Annotated in this window: 23 protein-coding genes and 1 riboswitch; of the genes, 11 read left to right on the top strand and 12 right to left on the bottom strand. The window is 46.1% G+C overall.

Going from position 1 to position 26,983, the window contains the following annotated elements:
- Positions 1-302: 302 nt before the first annotated feature.
- The 3 genes from H1A14_RS18045 to H1A14_RS18035 are packed head-to-tail and all read right to left on the bottom strand — an operon-like array spanning position 303 to position 3,559.
- Positions 303-1,322, bottom strand: a complete 1,020-nt coding sequence (locus tag H1A14_RS18045; protein WP_194777684.1) for an ABC transporter ATP-binding protein — start codon at positions 1,320-1,322, stop codon at positions 303-305.
- A gap of 4 nt (positions 1,323-1,326) precedes the next feature.
- Positions 1,327-2,361 (bottom strand): iron ABC transporter permease, encoded by a 1,035-nt coding sequence (locus H1A14_RS18040; RefSeq protein ID WP_194777683.1) that lies wholly within the window; start codon positions 2,359-2,361, stop codon positions 1,327-1,329.
- Positions 2,351-3,559 (bottom strand): ABC transporter substrate-binding protein, encoded by a 1,209-nt coding sequence (locus H1A14_RS18035; RefSeq protein WP_228527856.1) that lies wholly within the window; start codon positions 3,557-3,559, stop codon positions 2,351-2,353. The genes H1A14_RS18040 and H1A14_RS18035 overlap by 11 nt, the downstream gene beginning before the upstream one ends.
- Positions 3,560-3,722: 163 nt before the next feature.
- A riboswitch (cobalamin riboswitch) is annotated at positions 3,723-3,939 on the top strand.
- Between the two features lie 173 nt (positions 3,940-4,112).
- Between H1A14_RS18035 and H1A14_RS18030 the strand changes: the two genes are divergently transcribed.
- A complete protein-coding gene (locus tag H1A14_RS18030; protein ID WP_228527855.1) occupies positions 4,113-5,993 on the top strand; it encodes a TonB-dependent receptor in 1,881 nt (626 codons plus the stop codon).
- Complete coding sequence (locus H1A14_RS18025) at positions 5,990-7,048, top strand: YncE family protein (RefSeq protein WP_194777682.1); 1,059 nt, start codon at positions 5,990-5,992, stop codon at positions 7,046-7,048. Before H1A14_RS18030 ends, H1A14_RS18025 begins: the two co-directional genes overlap by 4 nt.
- 520 nt (positions 7,049-7,568) lie before the next feature.
- Here H1A14_RS18025 and H1A14_RS18020 read toward each other — a convergent pair.
- Complete coding sequence (locus H1A14_RS18020; RefSeq protein ID WP_194777681.1) at positions 7,569-7,715, bottom strand: hypothetical protein; 147 nt, start codon at positions 7,713-7,715, stop codon at positions 7,569-7,571.
- A gap of 169 nt (positions 7,716-7,884) precedes the next feature.
- Between H1A14_RS18020 and H1A14_RS18015 the strand changes: the two genes are divergently transcribed.
- From H1A14_RS18015 to H1A14_RS18005, 3 genes are read left to right on the top strand one after another with little or no spacing between them, the layout of a single operon-like run.
- Positions 7,885-8,466 (top strand): RNA polymerase sigma-70 factor, encoded by a 582-nt coding sequence (locus H1A14_RS18015; protein WP_194777680.1) that lies wholly within the window; start codon positions 7,885-7,887, stop codon positions 8,464-8,466.
- Entirely contained in the window at positions 8,463-9,434 is a 972-nt protein-coding gene (locus H1A14_RS18010; protein ID WP_194777679.1) for a FecR family protein, read from the top strand. The genes H1A14_RS18015 and H1A14_RS18010 overlap by 4 nt, the downstream gene beginning before the upstream one ends.
- A complete protein-coding gene (locus tag H1A14_RS18005) occupies positions 9,421-11,130 on the top strand; it encodes a carboxypeptidase-like regulatory domain-containing protein (RefSeq protein ID WP_228527854.1) in 1,710 nt (569 codons plus the stop codon). The genes H1A14_RS18010 and H1A14_RS18005 overlap by 14 nt, the downstream gene beginning before the upstream one ends.
- Positions 11,131-11,196: 66 nt before the next feature.
- Here the strand turns inward: H1A14_RS18005 and H1A14_RS18000 are convergent, their stop codons facing one another.
- The 4 genes from H1A14_RS18000 to H1A14_RS17985 form a co-directional block, all read right to left on the bottom strand.
- On the bottom strand, positions 11,197-12,036 hold the full coding sequence (locus tag H1A14_RS18000) for a helix-turn-helix domain-containing protein (RefSeq protein WP_194777678.1): 840 nt from the start codon (positions 12,034-12,036) through the stop codon (positions 11,197-11,199).
- A complete protein-coding gene (locus H1A14_RS17995) occupies positions 12,036-12,590 on the bottom strand; it encodes a cupin domain-containing protein (RefSeq protein WP_194777677.1) in 555 nt (184 codons plus the stop codon). Before H1A14_RS17995 ends, H1A14_RS18000 begins: the two co-directional genes overlap by 1 nt.
- A gap of 157 nt (positions 12,591-12,747) precedes the next feature.
- The gene (locus tag H1A14_RS17990) at positions 12,748-13,305 is read right to left on the bottom strand and encodes a cupin domain-containing protein (protein ID WP_194777676.1); all 558 of its coding nucleotides are present in this window, start codon (positions 13,303-13,305) and stop codon (positions 12,748-12,750) included.
- Between the two features lie 84 nt (positions 13,306-13,389).
- Positions 13,390-14,223, bottom strand: a complete 834-nt coding sequence (locus tag H1A14_RS17985; protein ID WP_194777675.1) for a helix-turn-helix domain-containing protein — start codon at positions 14,221-14,223, stop codon at positions 13,390-13,392.
- A 231-nt stretch (positions 14,224-14,454) separates the two neighbouring features.
- On the opposite strand from H1A14_RS17985, the gene H1A14_RS23450 reads away from it, so the two are divergent.
- From H1A14_RS23450 to H1A14_RS17955, 6 genes are all read left to right on the top strand, one after another.
- Positions 14,455-14,550, top strand: coding sequence for a nucleotidyltransferase domain-containing protein (locus H1A14_RS23450; protein WP_394355337.1), 96 nt, complete (start codon positions 14,455-14,457; stop codon positions 14,548-14,550).
- Between the two features lie 286 nt (positions 14,551-14,836).
- Positions 14,837-16,066 (top strand): hypothetical protein, encoded by a 1,230-nt coding sequence (locus H1A14_RS17975; protein ID WP_228527852.1) that lies wholly within the window; start codon positions 14,837-14,839, stop codon positions 16,064-16,066.
- 164 nt (positions 16,067-16,230) lie between these two features.
- A complete protein-coding gene (locus H1A14_RS17970) occupies positions 16,231-16,836 on the top strand; it encodes a porin family protein (protein WP_194777674.1) in 606 nt (201 codons plus the stop codon).
- A 135-nt stretch (positions 16,837-16,971) separates the two neighbouring features.
- Positions 16,972-19,317 (top strand): TonB-dependent receptor, encoded by a 2,346-nt coding sequence (locus tag H1A14_RS17965; protein ID WP_194777673.1) that lies wholly within the window; start codon positions 16,972-16,974, stop codon positions 19,315-19,317.
- Positions 19,318-19,415: 98 nt separating this feature from the next.
- On the top strand, positions 19,416-21,608 hold the full coding sequence (locus H1A14_RS17960) for an alpha-L-rhamnosidase-related protein (RefSeq protein WP_194777672.1): 2,193 nt from the start codon (positions 19,416-19,418) through the stop codon (positions 21,606-21,608).
- 111 nt (positions 21,609-21,719) lie between these two features.
- On the top strand, positions 21,720-22,442 hold the full coding sequence (locus H1A14_RS17955) for an adenine nucleotide alpha hydrolase (protein WP_194777671.1): 723 nt from the start codon (positions 21,720-21,722) through the stop codon (positions 22,440-22,442).
- Positions 22,443-22,462: 20 nt separating this feature from the next.
- Here H1A14_RS17955 and H1A14_RS17950 read toward each other — a convergent pair whose 3' ends face one another.
- The 4 genes from H1A14_RS17950 to H1A14_RS17935 all read right to left on the bottom strand — a co-directional run bounded on the left by H1A14_RS17950 (position 22,463) and on the right by H1A14_RS17935 (position 26,832).
- Positions 22,463-23,065: a hypothetical protein gene (locus H1A14_RS17950; protein WP_194777670.1), complete on the bottom strand. Its 603-nt coding sequence runs from the start codon at positions 23,063-23,065 to the stop codon at positions 22,463-22,465.
- An 18-nt stretch (positions 23,066-23,083) separates the two neighbouring features.
- Positions 23,084-24,364, bottom strand: a complete 1,281-nt coding sequence (locus H1A14_RS17945; RefSeq protein ID WP_194777669.1) for an LVIVD repeat-containing protein — start codon at positions 24,362-24,364, stop codon at positions 23,084-23,086.
- Positions 24,365-24,472: 108 nt separating this feature from the next.
- A complete protein-coding gene (locus tag H1A14_RS17940; RefSeq protein ID WP_194777668.1) occupies positions 24,473-24,889 on the bottom strand; it encodes an HI0074 family nucleotidyltransferase substrate-binding subunit in 417 nt (138 codons plus the stop codon).
- 494 nt (positions 24,890-25,383) lie between these two features.
- A complete protein-coding gene (locus H1A14_RS17935; RefSeq protein WP_228527851.1) occupies positions 25,384-26,832 on the bottom strand; it encodes a S1C family serine protease in 1,449 nt (482 codons plus the stop codon).
- Between the last annotated feature and the right edge of the window lie 151 nt (positions 26,833-26,983).

The following is a 26,983-nucleotide window of genomic DNA, read 5'->3' as shown; positions in this document are numbered from 1 at the left end:
CACCTCTTACCTTTCACTTCTTACATTTTCACATCTGTCATCTGTCAAGTCCTTTTCACTTTCAGCTTTCACCTTCGAGCTTTCACCTTTTTCCCGGTTCTCTAATATCCTAATTTTTCAATTCATCATTCTTAATCCCCTAAGTCTCTCAGTCTCTAAGTCCCTCATTCCCTGAGTCCCTGAGTCCCTAAGTCCCTGAGTCCCTAGTTCTCTCAGTCCCTAGTTCTCTCAGTCCCTCAGTCCCTCAGTCCCCCCTTTCAACTTTCATCTTGCAGCTTTCAAACTGATACTTTGATATCCTGTTATTCCGTTTTCCAGCTTTCAGCTTCAAAAAATTCCTGAATACTGCCAAACCGGAAAATTTCCTGCCCTGATTTCAAACGGATTTCAAAAGGATGGGGGATCACCTCAAGTTTCATATCCATTTCCAAAGTCAGCCCCCGCTTGAGCATGGCTTTTTTCACCCATTGAGTTAAAGCATCAGGACCCTGAACCAATGGGGGTTCCAAATGATCCAAAGTCTGTACTTTTCCTGATTCTTTGCTGAAAAACAAATGTTGATCCGGTAAGAGCAGGTTGATCTGTTCACTCAGGACCAGGTCTTCGGGTATGCCGGTCACCAATGGTGACCCACAGGGCATCAGCCAAAACCGATCGGCTGTATCCAGCGCGATGTCCAGGTCATGGGTAACCACCAAAACTGCCTTGTTTTTTCGGAGGGCTATGTTCCGCAAAAGGTGCATGATTTCAAATCGGTTGGCCAGATCCAGATGTGCCGTAGGTTCATCGAGGACAAGGATTTCCCCATCCTGGGCAAGGGCCCTTGCGATCATTACCTTTTGCAACTGACCATCACTGAGTTCAGAAAGCCTCCGGTCTCTGAGGTAGCCGACATGGGTGGCCTCTATGGATGCATCAATCTGGGAAATATCAGTATCTCTGAGATTACCCAGCCATCCCGTGTGGGGGATTCTTCCCAAAGCCACCAGTTGGGCGACAGTCAGGTTACCGGTGGTCACCTTGTCGGTCAGGACCACGGCGATTTTACGGGCAAGGTCTTTATGGGACAATTGGCTTAGCTTTTTGCCTTGGTAATAAATTTCACCGGAAAGCGGGGGATGTTGGCCCAAAATTGCCTTCAGCAAAGTGGATTTCCCCACGCCATTGGGGCCCAGCAGGCAGGTCAATTGTCCTTTGGCCAGGTCAAAGGAGATGTTTTCGGCCACCAGAAAGGTGTTGTTGCCATTTTGGTAGCCTAGGCGAAGGGCATTTCCGTGAAGAATTGTTTGGGTGGCGCTATTTTCAGGTTGGGTGTCTTTCATGCGGCTAAAATTCTTTACTGAAATTCCTCCTGAGGATCAACCAGATGACCATGGGTGCCCCGACCAGCGAAGTGACCGCATTGATGGGTAAGGTCTGGGCCGAACCAGGCAGCTGACTGACGGCATCACAGGCCAATAGTACCATGGCACCCAACAAAGCAGCCGCCGGAAAGAGAATGCGGTGGTCTCCGGTTTTGAACAGCAGCCTTGCCATATGCGGTACAGCAATCCCGATAAAGGCTATTGGCCCGCAAAATGCAGTCGCACAGCCTGCCAAGATCCCCGTACTGATGATCATGGCCCAGCGCAGACGGTGGATGTTGATGCCCATGCTGGAAGCATATCCTTCGCCCATCAGCATGGCATTGTAGGATTTGATAAAAGCCAAAACCGGAATCAATCCAATCAACGAGGCGATCAGAAAAGCATGGAGTTGCTGGCCACTCGTACCTCCGAGACTGCCCATGGACCATACGGTATACACCTTCAATTGCTCTGCTTCACTGAAATAAGCCAAGACCGAAACGATGGCAGATGCCGCACTGCCAAACATCAAGCCTACAATCAATAAGGTCATGCTGTCCCTGACTTTCCAGGCAGTCAGGCTCATCAGCAATAGGACCAAAATGGCCCCCAGAGTAGCGGCAGCCACCACGGCCCATAGTCCAGCTGCCCCTGCGTAAAGGCTCCAGCCAAATGCGGAACCGGCCATGACCAACAAAGCCACCCCCAGACCCGCTCCCGAACTGATGCCCAACACAAATGGCCCTGCCAGGGGGTTCCTGAAAAAGGTTTGCATCTGAAGTCCACTGACGGAAAGGGTAATGCCCGCCAGAATCGCCGTCAGGGCTTTCGGCAAGCGGTACTCAAACAAGATGATTTCCCAGGTGTTGCGGCTGAAGCTTCCTCCCAGCATTCTCCCTACTATTTCCTGAAAAGGGATGGTCACCGAACCGATGCCAAGGTTGGCCAAAAACAACAAGAGGCAGCCCAAACAGCCCAAAAAGAAGAGTAGGGGATATGTGAGTTTATTTTTCATCCAATCGGGTGTAAAAATAAAGCGAATAATCCGGTAAAAGTGCGGGATGTAAAATTTTGATCAGGTCTTTCAGGATCAAATCCGGTCGCATATAGCCCAATTCGAAATAAGTGATGCCCCCTGTGGACCCTTTGTTGAGGGTATAAGTGTAGACTTGGGCTGTTTGGAAGGATTTGAAGGCGGTGTACCTGCGGTCAGCTGTTTTCATGCTTTGCAAGCTGGTAAAATCCGAAGCCCCAATCCAGAAATCAGCCTGATAGGCCTGATCCAAGACGGATTCAAAACCAAGTTGGACGCTGCCTGTACCGGTTTGGTTTTCAAAAATGTACCTGCCACCTGCTGTCTCCAACAACCGAGTGCCCCAGGAATCCCCACCGGGTACATACCAGATGTCTTTGTACATGACCCCGGCCATCACGGTAGGTTTCTGTTCTGATGTCAGGTTTTCGGTTAGCTTGGCAGCAGCTTGGTAGGCTGATGCGATTTCCTCAAATATGGCAGTTGCCTGCTCCAGCTGATTGAGCAGGACCCCGGTAAATTTGATCCATTCTGCTCGCCCTAGAGGATGCTGTTCCACATACTCCCCATTGATCACAGCGGCCACACCTGCCGAACGCAGCAGCTCCAGATTGCCCAGGTCTTCTCCCAGAGTGGACAACATTACCCAATCCGGTTCCAGGTCTATCATGCGCTCGATGTTGGCCTGGGCACCGGAACCCAGGTCCTTGATTTGACCGCTGTCTATGATATCCCTGGTTTTTTCGGAGGATATCAGCTCAAGGTTGGGAAATCCGATCAATTTTCCCGAAGCATTGAGGTAATCCAGGTGGGGGATGTGTGTGGTAGAGGTGACGATGACCCGCTTTACGGGCATGCGGATGACCGCATCAAAACCCTCCTTGGATACTTCCTCCCCGCCCTCTTTCAATACCAGGTAACGAAATGGCTGATGCGCTCCGGGAAAGCCCTGACTGACTTCCAGAATAAAATGCCCATCTCCTTCCCAAATGCCAAAACCTTTGGCGTATGAAAGGGGAATGGCGGTTGCTTCCTTTAGGTCCCCTTGTTTTTCCGGACCATGACAGGAAAAACAAAGTGCTCCCAACAGTCCCGCCAATAAAAGCAGATGGTAAACCTGGCGTAACAAATACCAAATTCTCAAATCCGTGAAAAGGGAAAAAGGAGCATGTATGTTCAATTTTAAAGCTGATTTGCCGCCTCTAATCAGACGGAGTTTTTGTTCAAAGCCCCCAAATTAAAGCATTGTAATGACAAGTTCCAAGTAGGGTGATGTGCATGATTTTATGGGTTTGGTGAATTTTTCTGATCCCTTGCATTGAAATTTTCGAACTTTTTGACTTATGTTTGTTTCAGAAATTGGTTTCCGATCCTGATTCAGGCCCTCGGAATTAAAAGGGAATCCGGTGTAATGCCGGAGCTGTCCCCGCAACTGTAACCCCGTCCCGGGAAATCCGGGATCAGCTTTTGTTCTGCAATGCCATTGCCCCGAATATTCAGGGTGAGAAGGCCAACAAAAGTCGGGGGAGCCAGGAGACCTGCCTTTTTTGTCAAATTCAAAGCTTTCGGGTGAAAGGCTGAGATGGACTTAGGAGCTTTCATTTTCCAGTCTGCTTGGATCTGTTTGTCATTACCATGCAGTTACCGGATATTTTCTCCTGAATTTCTCTCAATTTTAGCACGGAATGACTTTGGATTAAATAATTGGTTTTCATTATTTAATTCGAAAGGCATTGCCATTACTGTATGTTATGTTGCTGGGAGGGCTTTCCTTTGGGAATGGTTTCCTTCCTTTTGACCGGGACACGGTGGATTTGCAGCCGGTGGAGGTATACAGTCCTGCCTTGGACAAGTTTACCCATGGACAGACTATCCGCAGACTGGATCGCAGAGACCTCGCTGAATTTCAGGGACGGTCCTTGGGGGATCTTCTGCAGGAACGGTCGGGCCTTTTTGTCCGGCAATACGGGGCCGGGATGCTGGCTTCCATCACCATGCGGGGAACCTCAGCCGGGCATACCGCGCTTTTCTGGAATGGCCTGCCCATCAACAGTCCGTCTTTAGGTCAGGCAGACCTGTCTATTTTACCTATGGAGGGTTTTGATGAGGCCACCGTACATTTTGGGAGCACCGGGGCCTTGTACGGAACAGATGCCATAGGTGGTGCCATTCACCTCAACAAGCGCCTCCGATTCAGTCAGGGCCATCAGGTGAACCTTCAACAGGCCTTGGGAAGTTTCGGCAGGCATAATACCCGGATGGGACATGCATATTCCAACGGGCGGTTTTCCAGCAGGACCGGCATCTACCACAATTTTGCCCAGAACAACTTTCCCTTCATCAACCAAGCCAAAATCGATACGCCGACGGAAAGACAAAACCATGCCAGGGTAGCCCAATGGGGTGCCACACAGGACCTTGCATGGCAAATCGCCGGAAAGAGCCAGCTGAGTACTTCCATCTGGTGGAACCATACCGACCGGGAGATACAGCCTGTGATGGGCTCCAACACTTCCGACCAACAGCAAGACGGCAATTTGAGGTGGGTGGCTGATTACCATCACTTCGGCCAACTCTTCAGCTGGAATGCGAAGACCGGTTTGATCAGGGATGAATTGATCTTTAATGAAGCCTCCAGAAACCTGGTTACCCAATATTTTATGGGAGGTGAAGCTGAAGGAAAATTCGGGGAAGCCTGGGAAACCAAATCAGGGGTTCGGTTTACCTTGATCGAAGGAAAACTCAGTACCTATGCAGCTTGGGAAAACCGACTGGAACTTTATCAATCCGTTAATTTCAGACCCGGGGAACGGTGGGGGCTTTCTCTCAATCTCCGACAGCTGGTTTACGAGGGAAACTGGGCTCCATTCACTCCGGCCATCAGCGGTACCTATGCCTTGTTGCAAACGGAATCCCACCAATTGGATCTCCAGTCGGCTTTTTCGCGCAGCTTTAAGGTGCCTACACTGAATGACAGGTTTTGGGTGCCCGGTGGCATTCCCGATCTGGAATCCGAAAAAAGCCTCAGCGGGGAGCTGGGATTGAAGCATCTGTGGACAAAATCCGATTTTCAATGGGAAACGCAGGTTACCTACTTTCAGATGAAAGTGGACAACTGGATCATCTGGCTGCCCAATGGGTCCTTTTGGTCACCCAGTAACATCCGGGAAGTCCATAACTCGGGAGTCGAATCTTTTGTAAAAGGCAGTAAGAGTCTGGGGAAATGGCAGATTGAAGCACAGGCAGACTATGCCTGGAACCGAGCGATCAACCGGACCAATGTCACCGAAAATGACCGCAGCCAAGGCAAGCAATTGCCTTATACCCCTGAACATAAATTTCAGGTGACCGGCAGGTTGGGAAGAGGTTCCCTTTCCACTTATGTCAATACCCATTGGGTAGGGGAGCGATTTATTGCGACAGACAATGTTTCCAAATTATCGGCCTATCAGTTGTGGAATTGGGGTGGCACTTATGCTTGGACAGCCTTTGGAAAAATGAAAGGTGACTTGGGCTTACAAATCAACAATCTATTCAATACGGATTACCAGGTGCTTCGCCTAAGGGCCATGCCGGGAAGAAACTACCAAATCAACTTAACCATTAACTTATGAGAAAATTTACCCAAGTATTTCGCTTTTGCCTGGTTGGTATCGCCTTTTTGGTCTTCAGCTGTGACAATGATCCCGGAGAAATGCCCCGGGGAGAATTTGAAGGGGGGATTTTGATCCTCAACGAAGGTGCTTTCGGGGCCAATGACGGAGAGGTATTTCACTTTGATCCCATGCTTGATGCAATGAATTCCGATGTGTTCGAAGGCAAAAACGGGCGACCTTTTGCTGGTCTTTTACAGGACATGGTAGAGGCAGATGGCAGAATTTATCTTGTGGCAAATACAGGAAAAGTAGAGGTGGTGGATGCCCGTGACTTTTCCAGTATCGGTGCGGTAAGTACAGGCCTGGACATCAGCCGTTCACTTGCTGTCGCCAATCAAAACCTATACATCAGCGATTGGGGACCTTATGATGAAAATTTCAACAGTCCCGACTCTTACATTGCTGTAGTCAACGATCCCAATGGAGGCAACATATCCCGGAAAATACCGGTATCAAGCCGACCTGAGGGGCTATATGTCCAAAACGGCAATTTGCTGGTGGCCTGTGCCGCGGCCGGCAAACTGGAAGTGATCTCCCTAAATGACCAAACTGTAGGCAGCAGTGTGGAGGTGGATGGTACGCCCGCGAGGTTTTTCGAGGATGGAGGGAGGTTATTTCTTTTTGCCCGCGGCAGCGATCAGGTTTACTTTCATGAGATCAACAGGGGAAGCTTAGGCATACAGCAAACCATTGCTGTTGCCTTGGAACAGCCGACCGGGATTTTTTCCCATGATGGACAGGGGAATGTATGGGTGGTCACTTCCTCTGGATGGCCTGATTATGAGGATGCCATTGCCAAAATCACCCTCAATTCCGCCCAAGTGGAGCAAGAAGCGCTTTATACAGGCTCCGGATTCTATGGCCTGGGCATACATCCGGGCAACGGGCAGATTTATGTGGGAGACAACAACGGGTTTCAGGGCAACGGCATAGTCATCGTCCTCCAACCCGACGGGCAATTGGTGAGGACCTTGGCTGCAGGCAGGGGGCCTTCGGGGTTTAGGTTTAGGTGAGGGTTTTTTGAATTGGGATTTACGAGTTACGAGTTGCGATGCTTCAGGTTATGAATAGTTTTCAAGTTGTCGGGTTGTCATGTTGTTTTGTTATCGTTTAATTCTGTATTCAGATATCTTGATTGAGTTCTAGATGTTGAATTAGATTTACGAGCTACGAGATGGGATGCTTTCAGGTTATGAAAAGTTTTCAAGTTGTCGGGTTGTCATGTTGTCTTGGGATTTACGAGTTAGGAGTTAAAAACCGCTTACTTTTCACCTTTTACCTTCTACAATTTCCCCCTACTTTCAGCTTCAGGCTTTGAGCTGTTCTTGCTTTCACCTTTCGAAGTTCAAAAGACCACTCGCTCCGAAATTACGTAGACCCTTCGGCACGCTCAGGGTGACGTAGAAGGAGAAGATCATACTTCTATTTCGCTGAAGGCATATTTCGTCCTATACAGGAAATATTTCAGCCGAAGGCTTTATTTCCAATAATTCATCATTTCAAAGACCTTTATTTCATAGTTTCTCTGATTTTCTAATAATCCTCTTTGAGCTTATTGCTTTGAGCTTTTACCTCTATTTTTCTGTTTTTCAGATAGCCTGTTTCTCTGCTTTCAGCTTTCACCTTAGAGCTTTGAGCTTTTACTCTGATATCCTGATGTTCCGTTTTTCGGTTTTCCATTTTCCGTTCCCCACGGCTTTCAACTTTCACCTTCGAGCTTTGAGCCTTTAGAGCTTTCAAATTAGAACAATAAATATTTCAAGCCCCCATAGGGGTAAACCGCTTTTGAGTTTTCTTTTTTTTAAGAAGAACCAAAATCTTATCTTGTGTGTGATTTTATACAATTCTCATGCAGGCGCTAGATCAAAAGCTTTTCTCAGCCATTATTCAAGGAGATGTACCTGCATTTGAGATGTTGTTTAAAACCCATTATTCCCCATTGTGCCGCTTTGCCACAGCCTACCTTACTGACCCCGATGCCGCTGAGGAGATCGTACAGGCCACTTTTATACGCTTCTGGGAAAAGCGGGAAAGCATCCAAATTGATATTTCCCTGAAGGCCTATCTTTATCGGTCTGTGAGAAACGCCTGTCTCAATGAAATAAAAAGGCAGAAGGTCCGCCACCTTCATGCCCAGTCCGTGGTGGCCGAAGGGGAAAAGTTCAGTCAGGCTTCGGACCATCTGACGATGAAAACCGAATTGGAATCAAAAATCCAGGAAGCCCTGCAGTCACTGCCCGAACAATGTAGACTGATATTCAAAATGAGCCGTTTTGAGGAACTGAAATACCAGGAAATTGCCGATGAACTCCAAATTTCCATCAAAACGGTGGAAAACCAAATGGGAAAAGCCCTGAAATTGATGCGCCTTAAATTGAAAGATTATTTACCCATGATATTGATCCTGATGGGTCGTCTGTTGGAAGTATGAAGGAGAATTCAGAACATATTGAAGATTTGATCAGCAAATTCCTTGTCGGTGAAGCCTCGGAGAAGGAATCCAGGACACTCAGGGAATGGTGCGCTCGTTCACCTGAAAACCAAAAATACCTGGACGATGCCCGTTGGATCTTTGACCGAGCCCAACTGCCGGATCAGCCTGATTTCGACACTGATATTGCATGGGCAAAAGTGAAAAGCAAAATCAAACCCGAAAAAGACAATACCCGCACCCTCATGCCTCTTTGGAAGGTGGCAGCGGGTTTGGCCTTGCTGATGGGTTTATCCTACCTGTTCTACATATTGCTGACGCCAATACAGGAATTTCAATTTACAAGTGGAAATCAGGTGCTTACCGAATGGATGCCTGACCGGACAGAGATTGCCCTGAATCAGGATTCCGAAATCCGCGTAGAGTACCATGAGCGAAAAAATTCCGGAACAATCCACCTGAACGGAGAGGCCCTGATCAGCATTCCGGAAGATAAAAAAGTCAATTGGACAGTAAAAGCGGGTGAATTGCTGATCGAAGATATTGGTACCGTTTTCCATGTCAAAGCCATTCCCAATAACCCGGTGGTGGAGGTCAATGTTCAGGAAGGAATGGTCCGCTTTTATACACTGGATCAAGCAGGCATTACCCTTCAGGCGGGAGAAAGAGGTACTTATGACAGAGATTTGGCTGCTTTTTCAAAAGCTGCCTTGGATCCAAATGTAGTTTCCTTTAAGACCAGGGTTTTTACCTTTCAAGAGGAAGAATTGGATCAGGTGGTGGCGAGACTGGAAGAAGTTTACGGCAGAACCATTGTTTTGGAAGGACCGATTGCTTCATGCAGGCTTTCCGTGGTCTTTGAGGATGAAGACCTGTCCACCATCCTGTCCATCCTGTCAGAGACCTTGAACCTCCAAGTGTTGGATGAAGGCCAGTTGATCAGATTGAAGGGAGATGGCTGTTACTGACCTTACCTTTGCTTTCCTGATCCGAGGGTTTGGGATAATGGTGGCTTTGCCTTTGTTTTTCCTTACGCTTTTACCGGTTCGCGCACAGGAAGTACCGGTCTTGGAGCGGAAAGTCAGCATCAATGCTGCAAAGGAAAGGGCAGATATTTTTCTCAATCGACTTTCTAAGGAGGCCGGCTGCATATTTTCTTACAGTTCGGCAGCCATAGATGCCCAAAGGCCTGTAACCGGGAATTTTACCGACCAACCTTTGAGAGAAGTGCTGGAGATTGCCTTTCAAGGGGAGGTGGATATGAAGCAAAAAGGAGTCTATGTTATCCTGACACCTAAGCCTGCTTCGAAAAAAGAGATGGTTTTCAGCGGATATGTGGTCGATGAATCTACTGGGAAGGGCCTTCGAGATGTGACAGTGTATGACCCGATCACTTTAAAATCTTCCACCACGGATGCCTATGGGTTTTTTGAATTGACTTTAAAAAACCCAGCCATGGACAGTATCCAATTGGTGGTCAACAAAAAAGACTATTCGGACACCTTGTTGGTTAAAGGCAAACAATCCCCTTTTCAAAAAATACTGCTAAAAACCAGTGAAGTGGACTTGGAAGAAGTGGGAAGAAGCATCACCAAACCCATGAAGGATTTCTGGCTTTGGACCAAAAATCCAGAAGGATTCACCAATCTGGAAAATGTCAGCGATACCATCCACCGCCGGTTTCAATTGTCCCTGCTTCCTTTTATCGGAACGAACAGAAAGCTTTCCGGTAATGTGGTCAATGATTATTCCTTGAATATTTTGGGAGGGTTTTCTGGGGGGACCAATAAGGTGGAATTGGGCGGATGGTTCAACCTCAACAAAGGCAATGTGCAGTATGTACAGTGGGCAGGCCTGTTCAATCAGGTGGGGGGATCTGTCAAAGGACTCCAAATGGCCGGATTGGCCAATGGGGCTTTGGGCAATGTGGAAGCGGTGCAGATGGCGGGGCTGATCAATTTTACCACCGGGCAGGTAAAAGGGCTTCAAATGGCGGGTATACTCAACCTTGCCACCAATGAGGTCAAGGGAGTTCAAATGGCCGGAATTGCCAATTATTCCCATCGGGATCTTGAAGGGGTCCAACTTGCGGGGGTGCTGAATGTGGGAAGGAATGTCAGAGGCAGCCAAATTGCCCTGTTCAATTATGCGGACAGCATCAAAGGGGTACCCATAGGGCTGATCAGCTTTGTCCGAAAAGGATACCATCAGGTGGAGATCGGTGCGGACGAGGTACTGCCAGTCAATATTTCCCTGCGGACTGGCACCAGATCATTTTACAACATGATTTTTGCGGGAGTCAGGCCGGAAGAGGCCGATTCCACCACTTGGGCTTTCGGTTATGGAGTGGGAACTTCTCCCAGATTGGGCAAAAAGTTATTCCTGAACCTTGAATTAAGCGCCTCCCAAATGAACAAGGGAAACGTGGCCGCACTTAATCTGGTCAACAAGGCTTATCTTGGCCTAGAGTATCAGATCGTCAAGGGGTTTGGGATCTATTTTGGTCCTAGTCTCAACTGGCGGGTATATGACAGCTCATTTATGGATCACCCTGAATTGTTTACCTATACCAAACCCAACATTCAAAATGAAAGTACCTTGCCCGCAGACAACATCGCCACCCAATTGTGGATTGGGGGCAGGGCAGGGTTGAGGTTTTTTTGAGGACTTAAAGGAACTAGCTCCTGATTTGACTGAGACAAAACTCTTTTTTTGAATAAAATCAGATTTTTAAACCTGCTGCACTTCCACCACCCCAAAAGTCCTTTCGGGGGCTTTGGTGTCGAGTTCATAAAAACCTGTCGGAGTCATATTGGTGAAGTATTTGTAATCCTTGACCAAATGCTGGTAATCATAATACCCACAGGCCAATGCAATACTCAGCCAATCCAGGTGGGGATTGGCGTTTTTCATAAAAAATGCTTTTTCAAATCGTACCACTTTATCAAAAAGTTTCGGTCCGACCCCGGTCCTTTCGGTAAATCTCCGCTGGAATTGACGGTTGCTCAGACAAGCATCTGAAGCAAGTTGATCCATGGAAAGAGGTCGGTCTTGGTTCAAAATTACAGAACTGACTTTGTCAATTCCCTGCATACTGTATTTTGATCTAATGATGACTTTCTCTAAAAACGCTTCAGCAATTCGGATCAATTCTTCTATTCCAGCGGTATTGCACATTTGCTCATGTATTGATCTGATTTCTTTTCCCCAAACGGCTTCGGCATCAATAAACGTATTGGTGATTTCATAAGCGGGAATACCCGTAAGCCGGAAAAGTGCGCTGGGCTGAAGCACCATTTGCAAAACCCAAAAATCCCTTCCTATATACCTTTTAGTCACTATTGTATGCTGCCCTATAATGGTGCAATTGGGAATGGTCAAGATTTCTGGATTTGAGCCATAGCTAACTTTTTGAGGGTTACGGAGCCTAAATACAAGACAGGTTTCAGGCCGGGGACAATAGACCTTATAGGGAATTATTGCCCCGGAATCAAATTCAAATCTGATGATTTGATGCTTCCTGACAAACTCCTGTAAATGATGGCTTGGTATATAATCCCTGAGAACCATTATTCCAAAGTTAAGGGAGGACCTACATTTTTCATCCCATGTGCCATAAAAATCTTCTCTGCTTCCTCCACAGAAGGCGGTCTTCCCAATTCATCCATGGCGTAGAAAAACTCTTCCATTTTAATCGCCGGCTGAAGGATATAGATCAACTTTCCCCTTTCTGTAGTCTGTATCCAAGTATGGGGTACGTTTCGGGGAAGGAAGATGGTATCTCCAGCTGATAATTTGTGCTGCTTATCGCCCAACTGAAAAAGATAATCCCCTTCCACTACATAAAACACCTCATCCTGTTCCAAATGTACATGCAGCGGCGGTCCTGTTTTTTCCATGCCAATATACTCAAATACAGACATTTGTCCATCAGTGTCTTTGCTGGAAATTTTAAGGTCATTCGGATTGACACCTTTGTAAGGAGTATGCCTTCCATGTCTTGCCTCACCGGATTTGACCAAAAAGCCATCTCCATCCATTTTTTTCTCTTTAGAGAGTGCCATAAGGTCTGACCCAAAAGCAGTAAGGGCCGCAGTGGTGACAATAAATTTTCTTCGTTCCATAATTCGCTGTGGTTTAAGGTTATACACAAAAATAAATCAAACCCACAGAGGATTGCTGGTAAAAATCGGACGTTTTATAGATGTTTTTCCCTGAGGATAATTTTCAAAAAACATCCAAAAGAAGGCTTTCCATTTATCGCAATTGATCCAAAAAAAATCAATCAGCCTCCAGAGGCGGCCCCATCAAAACCATGTTATGTTTATTGTAGATTTCTGAAACAATCGGAGGGGAAAATTCTTTCAGCTTTGAAAGCTCTTCAAAAAAGTTTTCCATCTTTCCAGCACCTTGGACTATGATCAATATTTTAGATGGAGTCGCACTATTGGTGACCCATCCATGGGGTATATTCCTTGGAGCAAGGATGGTATCACCATGGCCAAGACGGTATATTTCATCCCCTATTTTGATTTTTACATTTCCTTCCAGGACATAAAAGGTTTCATCCAGATCAGGATGCATGTGAAGGGGTATTCCTTCTTCTCTATGGTTTTGGGAACTTTCAAATACATAGAGATGGCCATTGGTATCTTTTCCACTGATTTTGCAATCCAAAACCGCTTTTCCTATCTGGATCCTTTTACCAAATCGATCCTGGCCGGAACCTACATGAATCGGTTTGCCATCCATTTGTTTTTCACTAGATGCAATAAGGCTTGGGCTGAACGCAACAGCAGGGACCAAGAGGCCGCTTTTGACAAAGTTTCTTCGTTTCATGGTGTTGTTGTTTAGGGGTTAAATTCTAACTAACAACACAAAGTTAAACTTGAGGCTATTGAGTAATTGGTAAAAAATAAGCAATCAGACCAAATCAAGCCATTTCTCCGGAGAGGACTGAAAATTCACTAACATGGAAACAGGTGTCTCACCTGAAAATCTTTTGAAATCTTTTGCCAAATGCTGATAATCAAAATATCCTGAAGCAATGGCAATGCTCAGCCAATCCATTTCAGGACACTTTTCCTTAAGTGAGGCAGCCTTATTAAACCTACATATCCTGGAGAAAAATTTGGGACTGACCCCCACCTGTTGGATAAATTTTCTCTCAAACTGGCTGTTGCTCAAACAGGAAAGACCTGCCATTTTTTCCAAGTTAAAATCTTCAGGGCTATCCATGATGAGCTTGGTGACCTTTTCCAAATGGCCATTGGATGTGAGATTTTTTCTTCTAATGTAAGATTCAAAAAAACGATTGATGATTTCCATTACCTCTTCGTAGGATTTCGCATCGGCAAGCATATCATTGGTATCTAACATTTCTTTGCCAAGAACAGCTTCTGCATCCATGATTCGATGTGTAAATTCATGCATGGGAATCCCAAACAATCTGAAAATGGAATTTGGATAAAAATCAACGTGGACCATGAGGTATTCTTCGTTGTGGGACACATTGTAAAGTAACCTATAAGTTGACTGACCCAAAATGACTGATCGGGGGGATTTTACTTTGAAATCCAATTCTGGGGTTTCAGCTACTACAAATCCCTTGACGTAAAATGTGATTCCGTGAAAGGGAAGTGCGGGATAACTCTTTGGTGGTGCAGGAACAGATTGGTCAAATTTAAAATGTGCCATCAAGTACCCCTTAATAAAGGGGCTAAGTATCTGACTGGGCTTGACGTATTGAAAAATCATGTTAAACACTTTATTATCAGACTAATCTCTGAAAAATAAAACAAAAACCAATGGTAAAAAATAAGCATTATCCGAATAATTAGCTTGCTCGGAAAGCCCTCCTAGAATGTAATAAAATAGCCGAACAGGTCGGTTTCTCCAAAATGACCAGGGAAGAAATTAATGCTGAAGTAAAGCTGACCAGACCAAGTTGAATATTCAGCTCCGTAGGAGCGACCGATTTATTAACCGTTGGGTTTTAACCCACGGATTCGAAATGTTGGACTTTTTGGTTCCTACCTACGTGAAGAACAATCCGATGACAACGATATTGATTTGCTGATTTAATTTGAGCCTGAAAAAGAAAATTTTGACAACTTGATGGCGGTTTATAATTTGTTTGAAGAAGTATATAAAAACCAAAAATTCGAAGTTGTCACAAAAAATGGTTTAAGCCCATATATTGGCTCCAACATGTTAAAAGAGGTACCATATGCCTAAAGATGCAAAGGAAAATAAGTTTTGTGAAAAGTAAGCTGTAATTCTGCTTTTTGACTTTTTCAAAAAATATTCTTAACCCCCATAGGGGTAAAGTACCTTTCGCCTGTCATGGAATTGAAAACAAATCAAAACCATGAATCCATTCAGCAAAACAATCACGGCAACAGCAATTTTCGCACTCTTTTCCACAGGGTTAAGTCTCGGGCAGTCTTCCTTGGACCCGGATAGCCTGGAAGTTTCCCCCATCGAAATCCCTGTTTCCCAACAGGAAAATCTACCTCGCCACAACAAATTTCAGCCCTTCCAGCTATCTGGAGCCGATACCACCTCGGTGGCCATCCAATTTTCCTTTGTTCCCTTTGTCGGAACCAATGGCATGAATTCGGGCAATGCAATCAACGATGTCTCCTTCAATCTCCTGGGCGGTTATTCCGCAGGCACCAGGGCCTTTGAAATGGCGGGAATGTTCAACATCAACCGGGGTGACATGACCGGTGTACAGTTGGCGGGCCTTTTCAATCAGGTCGGGGGCAAGGTGGATGGAGTGCAACTTGCAGGCCTGTTCAATTCCAACCTGCAAAACGTCAAAGGGGTGCAGTTGGCTGGACTGACCAATTTCACCACCGGAACAGTGGATGGAGTACAATTGGCCGGCCTGATGAATTTTTCACCCAAAAAAGTAAAAGGAGTGCAGGTTTCCGGTCTCCTGAACTTTACCGCAGCTGAACTCGAAGGAACGCAGGTCTCCGGCTTGGCCAATTTTGCTGCTAAAGACGTCAAAGGCTCCCAAGTGGCCCCTTTCAATTATGCCACTAAGGTTCAGGGTTTTCAGCTCGGCCTCTTCAACTATGCAGACAGCATGAGTGGGGTGCCGGTGGGACTGATCAGTTTTGTCCGCTCAGGCTACCATACCGTGGAGCTTAGCTTCAATGAAGTGCTGCCACTGAATTTGGCTCTGCGCACCGGAAAGCGGGAATTTTACAACATTCTTTTTGCTGGCATAAGACCTGAAATCGGCGAAAATGTAACCTGGGCATTTGGCTATGGGATCGGTACCTCTCCCCGGTTGGGCAGAAACCTCTTCCTCAACATCGAGGCGAGTTCGGAGCAGTTGAATCAAGGCAATGTGGAAGCACTGAACCTGGTCAACCGGTTGTATGTTGGGGCTGAATTTCAGGTGGTTAAAAAAATGGCCCTCTTCGCAGGACCTACTTTGAATTTCAGGGTTTATGACGATTCCTTCCCGGATCATCCGGAACTTTTCACCTATGTCCGTCCCACAATTAGGAACGAGCGGGCTCATCCTGAAGACCTATCAAGCCAGCTATGGTGGGGATTCAGGGCAGGTCTACGTTTTTTCTAACCTGATTTTCAAACGCCTTTTACAAAAAAATCAACAAGCAAATAGGGGTATCCTTGCCATGGATTGTCATACCCTTGAAAACACAACCAATTTCAAATCCAATCCGGCTTAGGAGCATTACGGGAGGGATTGTGACTCAGAAAAACTTAAACAATCAAAACACAATGAAAAAGCTAATTGCAATGATTATTCTATTGAATATCGTCTTCACAGCGTATAGCCAAGAAGCAGAAAGATTTAGATTTCAAATGGATCTGGGGATAGCTGCCCCAAATGAAGGGGGGATCGGTGCCTTGGTCAATTTTGAACCTCAGGTGCTCGTCAGGAGCAATCTTGCTCTGGGTCTGAGAATGGGAGTAGCAGGTTTGGCCAAAGAGCTAGTCTATTACGAGATTCCAGATGATTATAGCGGAGAATTAGGCGCAAATACATCGGTTTTGGGTACGGCCAATTATTATTTCAATTATGGAAAAGGTGGTGTAGCTCCTTATATCGGTGCCGGATTTGGATATTATGCCTTGAGCAATATCAAAATAGAAAGCAATGATATCTCGTCAGAAGATGTGGGACGATTAAAAGCGAATTTTGCTTGGGCGCCTATGGCGAGAGCAGGGGTGGAACTCGGGAAATTCCGAATTGGTGTAGAATACAACTTTGTCCCCAAAAGCAATTTACAAAACATAGGCGGAGAGATCATTGGCCAAGCCACCAATGAATACTTTGGATTTACACTAGGGTATTTTGTTGGTGGAGGGAAATGGGGGAGATGATTTCAGAAATCGGACTTGGATTGTCTTGCTGTGAAATTGTGAACAATCAAAAGGTGAACGGTCCAAATTATTTTATCAAGTTTTAACAAACCAAGGTACTTTCTGGACTTTAATTAGAAAAACTAAACCAGTATTATGAACTCCTTTTCAAAAATCCTTGCAGTTCTTTTTTGCTTTGGGCTGAATACACTGCAATCTCAAACTCTGACCCAGACCATCCGGGGGAAAGTGGTGGATCAGGTTACCAAATCCCCGATGCCCGGCGCTACGGTCATGATCCTGGGCACCGATCCGCTTTTGGGCAGCACCACCGATAGCAACGGTGATTTTAGAATTCCCCAGGTGCCTATTGGAACTTATACGCTGCGCGTAGGATTTATCGGCTACCGTGATGCCTTGCTTTCTCAGATTCAGGTCAATTCCGGGAAAGAAACGGTCTTGTCCGTCACCATAGAGGAGGATTTCAGTCAGATGCAGGAAGTGGTGGTCCTGGCTGCAGACAAGGACAGGACCATCAATGAAATGATCGGAGTGAGCGGCAGGACTTTCTCGGTGGAAGAAACCCGGAAGTTTGCCGCAGCGGTCAATGATCCAGCCAGGATGGCATCTTCCTACTCAGGCGTGGTGAGCACCGATGATGGCAACAACCACATTTCTATCCGGGGCAACAACCCCAATGGACTCCTTTGGAGAATGGAAGGCATAGACATTCCCAATCCCAACCACTTTGCCTTCCCGGGTTCGGCGGGAGGGGGCATCTCCATCCTTAGCGCCCAGTTGCTGACCAATTCGGACTTTATCACCGGGGCCTTCCCGGCGGAATATGGCAATGCCCTTTCCGGGGTATTTGACCTCAGCCTCAGAAAGGGCAACAATGAAAAACGGGAATTTACGGTGCAGGCAAGTTTTCTCGGAACCGACATTGCTGCTGAAGGGCCATTTTCCCCCAACTACAAAGGTTCCTATCTGATCAATTACCGGTATTCTACCCTTTCTCTCCTTTCTCAAATCGGCGTTCCGTTGGGGGATTTCGTGACCAACTTTCAGGATCTTTCTTTCAACTTTTTCCTGCCCACGGGAGAAAAAAGCACGATTACCGTCTTTGGTTTCGGGGGTAAGAGTGACCAAAACAGAAATGCCCAAAAGGACTCTTTGAGTTGGACGGGGGAATTTGACCGGCTCAGTTCCACTTTTTTCTCCAATTCAGGGGCCGTAGGCATCAAGCATTCTTATATCCTGAAACAATCCAATTTTCTGCAGACCACCCTATTGGCATCCGGGACCAGCATGGGAGATAAATATGGGCGGCTCGATCAGGAATATCAAAATGATGAGCGTTTCTTTTCGGAAAACGGCCAATCCAAAATCACCTTCAGTTCGGTGCTGAACACCAAAATTTCTCCAAAATACAGCCTCAGAAGCGGGATTTTCCTTAATCAACTGTATTACAAGGTCCAGGAAAAAACCTATGAGGAAGGCCTTGGGCAAATGGAGACCAACATTGATTCCAAGGGCAACACCCAAAGTGTCCAGGCTTTTTCACAGCTGAACATCAGGGCAAGCCAACGCCTGACCCTCAATATGGGCCTGCATTACCTGCAATTGATGCTGAACAATTCCAATTCAATAGAACCGCGACTGAGTGCAGCGTATGAATTGGATGAAAAGCAAAGGATCAGCTTGGGATATGGTCTGCACAGTCAGGTACAGCCCTTGGGGACTTACTTTGCCAGACAGGAAGAAAACGGTGAAATCCTTCTGCCCAACAAAGCACTCGAACTGAGCAAGTCCCATCATCTGGTTTTGGGATACGACCGGTCCCTGAATCCCTACCTGAGGATGAAAGTGGAAGCATATTACCAGCACCTGTTCCAAATTCCCATCAAACCAGGCGAAGATCAGACCTTTTCCATCATCAATCAGGAATGGTCTTTTGCCACTGACGCATTGGTCAACCGGGGACTGGGAAAAAACTACGGGGCGGAATTTACCCTTGAACAGTTTACCCACAACAACCTCTACTTCCTTTTGTCGGCCTCTTTGTACAACTCCCTTTACAAAACCGAGGAAAACAGGTGGAGAAACACCCGATTCAATGGCGGGGCAAACTTTGTCCTGACCGCAGGCAAAGAATACCAATGGAAGAAAAACAGGACATTTGGCATCAACCTGAAATCAATGTATGGAGGTGGGCTGCGCAATACCCCGATTGATCTGGAGGAATCCATCAACAAAGGAGAGACCGTATGGGTGGAGTCGAGGGCTTTCGAATTACAGAATCCCGCCTATTTCCGAACCGATGTCAGGATCAGCTTGATGCGGAACCGACCCAAATCCACACAGACCCTCGCTTTGGACATTCAGAATGTCACCAACCGTCAAAATGTATTCGGCAGCTATTTTGAACCCATGGAAAACAGCATCAAAACCATCTACCTCACCCCGATGATTCCCATATTTAGTTATCGGGTTGAGTTTTAAAGCCATATTGTGATTCCCGTCTTCATGGTGGAAAAAAAATCAATGAATATCAACCGATCAAGAATCATTTGGTAATTATTGCGTTGATGGGAAGAAGTATGAAGCCAAAAAGTGATCCAAACCGATTTAGTGAGCACGGCCCTAAGCCTGTATTTCAGGTCAAAGCCGACAGAGTAGAGCAGGAGGGCTTTGTTGCCATGGCCAATTCTCCCACCGAAATCGTCTCCAATCAAAACCGGCAAAAAGCGAAATGGACCCTCAGGTCTGACATTTCCCATTATCCTACTTTTAAAAGTGAGCAAATCCTGATCGATGCGCTGTACAACCTTTCCTTAGAGGAAGTCATCTTAAACACAGAAGCAGATCAAACCTTCCGGACAGGTGAAAAGTGGGAAGGCGTATGGACCCGGGATGTAAGTTATGGGATCATGCTGGGCTTGGGTATCCTGGAACCTGAAATGTCCAAAAACAGCCTTCGAAGGAAAGTAAAATCAGGAAGGATCGTTCAGGACACGGGAACCGGAGGTGCTTATCCCGTATCTTCAGACAGGGTGGTCTGGGCCTTGGCGGCCTATGAAATTTACCAAGTGACCGGAGATCGGGATTGGTTGGAGGAAATCTATCCCGTCATCAAGGATTCTGTAAAGGATGACCTGAAAAATGTACACGATCCGAAAACCGGATTGGTCAAGGGAGAATCTTCCTTTTTGGATTGGAGGGAACAGACTTATCCGCGATGGATGCAGCCCGCAGATATTTTTGAATCCCTTGCTTTGGGAACCAATGCTGTCCACCATCAGGCCAATAAACTCCTTGCCTTGATAGCCGCTGAATTGGAAGATCATGCACCTGCACAGGAGTATGCCCGCCATGCTGCAAAGATCAAAACGGCCATCAACACGCACCTTTGGATGGAGGACAAAGGCTACTATGGACAATATCTTTATGGAAGAACCCATAAGCTGCTTTCCCCTAGGGCAGAGGCATTAGGAGAAGCGTTGTGTGTGCTATTTGATATTGCTGATCATGACAAACAGAATCAGGTGGTTGCCCAAACTCCTGTTACCCCGTTTGGGATCCCCTGTATATTTCCGCAGATCCCTGGTATTCCCCCTTATCACAATGATGGCGTATGGCCTTTTGTACAAGCCTTCTGGTCCTTGGCAGCGGCGAAAGTGGGGAATGAAGACGCATTGACAGAAAGTTTGGATGCCATTTACAGGGCTGCTGCACTTTTTCTGACCAACAAGGAAAATTTTGTTGTCCATTCCGGGGAGCATGCAGGCACCCAAATCAACTCCGACAGGCAGTTATGGAGTGTAGCCGGCAACCTTGGGATGGTATTTAAGGTGTTTTTTGGGTTGGGTTTTGAAAAAGATTACCTGACTTTTAGTCCTTCTGTCCCCAAAAAATACACCGGAAAGAAGCAGCTTCAAGGTTTAAAAATAAGAAATGTCGTACTGGATTTGGAAATGGAGGGTTTCGGAAGACAGATTCAAACCATCTCCCTGGACGGACAGCTCTTGGACAAGCCCCAGATTCCTTTGACCTTGGAAGGCCAACATCACGTAAAAATTTCTTTGACCAACCATTCCGGACCACTCAGCAAAATCAACAAACAGGAAGTGTTTTTTTCTCCGGACACCCCCAAAGCAAAATTACATGCAAACACCTTGGTTTGGGAAGGTCAGGATGATGCGAAAGGGTATAAAGTCTTAAAAAATGGAAAGTTTTATTTACAGACCGAAAAGTCTCAAGTTGCGATAAGCGGAAAAGACCATGCGGTTTACCAGGTAATAGCCATATCCGACAGGGAAGAGGAATCCTATGCCAGCGCACCCATATTGGCGAATGCAGCTGAGGGGATGGGTGTGGTGCAGTTGGAGAAATTTGCCGGACCGGTACTGTCAGCCTACAGCGGTTATCGGGGAGAAGGCTATGTTGAAATCAGTAAGACGGTGAACAAAGCCTTGTCTTTTACATTATCCATTCCTCAGACCGGGGATTATGCGATGCACTTTGTCTACAGCAACGGCAATGGCCCGATTAATACCGGCAACAGCTGTGCCATCAGGGCCTTGTATCGTGAAGATGTTTTTATTGGAACATTTGTTTTTCCGCATAGAGGGATGGAGATATGGGATGAATGGGGTGAAAGCAATTCCATACAGCTTCCATTGGAAAAAGGATTGCACCACTTTACCCTTTCTTTAGAAGCCTTCTGTGAAAACATGAACGGAACGATCAATCAGGCCATGTTGGATTGCGTCAGGGTGGTTAGGTTGGCGTGAGGCTTTCAGCAGATGAAATTTCTAGCCTTCCAAATTCTTTTTACTCAAATGATTTAAAACCTAATTGTGCCACCTGTAACTTTGAAAAATTCCGAATTTTGAACCTTTATCATGAAAAAATACGCAAGTATCCCTGTATCCCTAAGCTGGTCAGGGGGGAAAGACAGTGCCTTTGCCCTTTGGAAACTGAATCAATCCCCAGAATATCAAGTGGTCAGATTGCATACCACCTTTGGGCAGGAAACCCGAAGAGTAGGCTTGCATGGCATACACGAAAGCTTGATAGAGGCCCAGGCTTTGGCTGTAGGATTGCCGCTTGATAAGCTTTATTACCCTGCAAGCGCTGATAACCAAGCCTATGAAAAAGCCATCAATGCCTATCTCAATACTTTAGCGAGCCAGGACATTAGGCACCTTGCCTATGGGGATATTTTTTTGGAGGACTTAAGGCAATACAGGGAAAAGCAATCCGCAGCAAAAAATATGGAAACCCTGTTTCCACTCTGGGGAATAGATACCCAGAAACTGGCCCAGGAATTTATCCAAAATGGTTTTAGAACTTTAATCTGTGCAGCCGATTCCGAAAAGATCCAGAAAAAATGGATGGGAAAAGCCTTTGATCCAGACTTTTTGGCCGGGCTTCCTCCGGACCTCGATCCATGTGGGGAAAATGGGGAATTCCATACCTTTTGCGTGGATGGTCCCATTTTTTCCCAATCTGTTGCGGTGAAGATGAAAGAAATTATCTCTAAATCCTATTCCTTTACCTTGGCCAATGGGGAAGAAAAAAAGCAGGAATATTGGTTTGCAGACCTTCATCTGTCAGCTGATTAGCTGTTGTAGGATTTATCCGATTAAAAAACCAGACCCATTTTTAGGACCAGGTTGTGGAATTGAAGCCGGCTGGCCTGGAGATAGCTCCAATGGGAGGGATCGGTGCGATTGGCCCCGGAAGGCAAGGAACCGGTGAGGGGATTGCCTTCATAATAATGGACGGTCTGGAATTTATATCCAAAGCTGAGACTGAGTTGGGTTTTTCCTTTGGTTTTTTTGCGGAGACCTATCGATGGATGGAAGAGCATCCCGCCATCATACCAGGAATGTCTGTTCCACTCATCGAGTTCCATTTTTTCCAAAAGGGTAGAACCATACCCAATATCCATGGACAGATAGGGACTGAACTTGCGCTCTTTTTCCAGGATACCTCTCCAGCCCATTCCCAGAGGCATCAAATGAAGACCGGGATAGGTGTCCATCCCTATAAAAAATCCAAATTCATGGTAGGGATTGATACGGACGCCATTAAAAGTCTGAAAAGTAAAGTTGGTCCTATTAGCAAATTCATTGCTTCCCCTTTGAACACCGATTTCGGTTTGGTTGACAAAGGGCATGTTTTGGGCAAAAGCGGAACCCATCAGGAGGACCAATAAAAAAGAGGCTGCACTTAAAGTTTTCATATCTACAATTCTCAGCAATTAAAGGGGCATCGGGTTGCGGACATCGATGCAACTGAGTTTTCTTAATTTTTCTGGATTGCTGTAATCAAACTGGCAGACCCCGTCCGGACCGATGACGATAAGGGCTTTTGGGCCCGGAATGATGTCCACGGATTTCATCTCTTTCAGGTGTTCCAGCTGATTTTCTGACACCCGCAGCACATCGGATACATTGAAGCTTTTTAGACCATGTAACCCCTCTGCCAAGTAAAGGTAGTCTCCAGCCAGGCCCAAACCGTGTGGGTTGTCCATAGGATAGGCCTTCAGCAGCTTGGGTTGGTAAGGGTTTTTGATATCGATGACCTGAAGTTGATCCACATCCATGCGGCACATCATCCCTGACCTGAGGGTGACAAAGGCATAGTTCTCATTGACGACCACAGGGTCACAGGCGGTAACGTGTTCATATACCGCCATTTTCTTGGGACTGGATGGTTGGCTGGCATCATAGATGTGCATGCCTGTCATGGAACCGATAAAGAGTTTATCCTGAAAGGGAAAAATCGTCTCTATGCCCCAACCCAGATTGATCTTGTCCAGATAAGCAGGTTCTGTGGGAGACTGTACATCAAAAACCCTCAATTCATAATCGTTCACTGCGTAGAGGTGCCCACTCATCAGGGTAAACCTGGCCATGGAGCCACCCTGACCATAGCTTTGTCCTCCCGATTCAGACCTTTGACTAGAAAAACCTGCTGCATCCGAGAAAAATAAGCCATTTCCCCATCCTCTGTTGGGCATCATGCGGTTGGTGGTGGTGATGACCGTATCTTTATACGTAACAAAAGTTCCTGTTTCCTGATGGGTGTAGATATTTGGGAATACGTCCTCCACCCTTTTGACCACTTTGATATCCTGTGGATTGCTGATGTCAAAGGCTACAAGGTCCACATAACTGTCGGCATAGAGGATATTGGAATTGATGGCCATATCCACTGTTCCCGGCACGTTGATAAAGTTGATGTTGACGGGATTGGAGGGGTTTTGGTTGTTGATGATGTGGATGCCTTTCTTGGGCTCGTTCACAAAAAGGTAATCTCCGTAAATGTATATCTTGCCGGGATTTTCCAGTTGCTTGCCCGGCTCAATGATAATTTCAGCTTCCCGGAAAGTATTGATCTGCAAAAACACGGGAACCTGTGTATGGTAGGTATAGGTGGTCTCTACTTCATCCTGACATGCCGGAAGCAGCAGTACCATAAAAAGGGATAAAAGAAAGTTCAAAGACCAATTGTGACGGAGGTATAGCGATCTGCCCATAATTTTGAGATTTTGGTTGTAAAAAAAGCCTGTTTGAAGATAAGACGCAAGTGGTATAGAAAGTGCGACAAGGGAAGCAAAAAAAAATTATCAAAATGAGCAATATTTTCAGGAATCTACGATGCGGCTCATCTTTCTCCCAAAATTTTCTAAAAGCAAAAGGTACTTATGCCGGATATTTTCAATCAACTCCCGGTCATGGTTTGCCTCATAAATTGGGGTGATTTTGATCCGGCAGATGATCATTTCCAACCATCCCGAACCATCGTCAATCAGATCGGCATGGAAGGCCTCCAGGGTGGTATCCCGGGAGCCTGAAAAGGTTTTTTTGCTTTCCTTTCTGAAATATTCTGCCATGGTGGTCAAGGCAAGTTCATGGGTGAGTTCGAAAGTCCTGATGATTTTGTGCCCATATCGGTCCATGTCCTCTTTTTTTTCAGCCAGATCTATGGTTTCTTTCAGCTCATTCAGTGCTTCTTTGAAATCCTCCAGACATTTTTCGCAGTTTTTTTCTATGGGCTTCATGTGAAAGGTATTTGTTCTAATTTAAGAAATTATTCTGATTCCTAGGAATGAAAGCCACTATAATGATGGATTTACTGATGGAGATATTGATGGATTTTAGGTGGATGTTAAGTAGATTTTGGGTTACCTCTCATTCTAAGCGTTCTATGATTGACTACTTTAACTTTTAAAATTGAGTATACTCAAGTAAATCATAAAAAAAAATTGATATATGGAATTCTGCAATAGCCAAATTATCTTTTCTCTACACCTCGGCAGGCCTGTCTTCCGAGGCCATTTTGACTTTTTACATTTACTGGTAAAGCAGCGTATAAACAATAAAAAAAAGAGCCTGAAAAATTTCAGACCCTTTTAGGGAGTTAAAATAAAAGATGAAGCTATTTCTCAGTGATTATATCTTTTAATTACTATCAAACATGTTTTCATCGGACTTCCGGCTTCCCACCCGTTTAAAGGAGAATATTATGTTACTGGCAAAGAAGCGGAAATCCATTTTATCGAATGTTGTAAGACTGCATGAAGGGCTGTCCATTGGGAGAGACGCCTTCCAGCAGCAGTCGACCACTGAAGGCCTCCAGAAACTGACCGATTTCTTTGGGGCCGGTGGCCGGTTCCTTGTTGACTTGAGTAAGGATAAAGCCATCCCTCAGGCCCAGATCTCTAAGAAATCCCCGGGTCATGCCTGTGATTTTTACCCCGTGGGAAATTCCCAATCTATCCCTTTCTATGGTATTGACGGCCTCCAGTCGGGCCCCGAGCAGGTTGGAACTGTAGAATTCCCTTTTCAGAATGCCACTACCTCCCTCTAAGTTCTGTAAAGCAAGGTCAGCGTTCTGGGTTTTGCCGTTGCGCTGGTAGGTCACTTGGACCTTGTCTCCGGGATAATAATAGGAAAGCACTTCCTCAAAACTTCCTTTACCGGTAATGCGCTGTTGTCCGATTCTCAGGAGCACATCATTCTTCTGTAAGCCTGCTTTTTCCGCAGCCCCACCCCGCACGATATGGGTGATGATGACACCGTCCAGGCTCTCCAGTTTCATTTCCTCAGCCAATTCCGGGGTGATTTCCACCGCATCAATGCCTGGGATGGCTTTCTGGACCTCTCCATATTCGATCAGGTCATTGGCGATTTTCATGGCGATATCCACCGGTACCGCAAAGCCATACCCGGTATAGCTGCCTGTTCGGGACAGGATGGCCGTATTGATGCCCACCAATCTGCCTTCCACATCGACCAAGGCCCCGCCTGAATTTCCGGGGTTGATGGGCGCATCTGTTTGAATAAAGGACTCCAAAGGAAAGTCTCCACCCAGGATATTGATCTGCCTTTCTTTGGCAGAGACTATGCCTGCCGTGACCGTGGAAGTCAGGTTAAAGGGATTGCCCACCGCCAATACCCATTCTCCGATTTTCAGATCCTTGCTGGTGCCGAGTTGGATTTGGGCCAGGTTTTGGGCCTCAATTTTCAATACAGCGATGTCAGTATTTTTGTCAGTACCTATTAGCTTAGCAGGATAAGTTCTTTTTTTGTGTACCACTTCGATGGTCTCCGCTCGGTCTATGACGTGGTTGTTGGTGATAATGTAGCCATCCTGACTGATGATTACCCCCGAACCGGTACTTACCCGCTGGGAAGGACCGCCGCCGAAGAAGAAGTCAAACATGCTGTATCTTCTGGGGTCCGTGCCTGAAAAATTCTTGATAAAAACCACTGATTCCGTACTGTTTTCAGAAGCCTCCACGAAGGAAACCGGCATGTCCCTGATCATTCTTTGAACAGGTTCTTCCAGATTCACCCGATAGCCATCTGTATCTGAGTAGGGCAGTGAGGCAAACGCTTCGGGGTGAGGAGCATGGAAGAAAGAGACAAAAACCCAGGCACCAATAAATCCGGCAACAAGGGCAATAGTGAAAGTGAGTACGGGTTTGGATATGTTCATCATTGGACTACCTTACGTGCTTCGAATGATTTGGATGAATTAATTAACAAATTTTAAATTTTTTTTAATCCATCATGCTGTTGTAAAGCTGTTTTGGATCAAAAATGCTTCATTTACCCGATTTCATAAAAGGTGCCAAACTGACAAAAAAATA

This window comes from Pararhodonellum marinum, assembly GCF_015354735.1.
GTDB classification, from domain to species: Bacteria; Bacteroidota; Bacteroidia; order Cytophagales; family Cyclobacteriaceae; genus Pararhodonellum; species Pararhodonellum marinum.
This window is presented reverse-complemented; position numbering and strand designations above follow the sequence as displayed.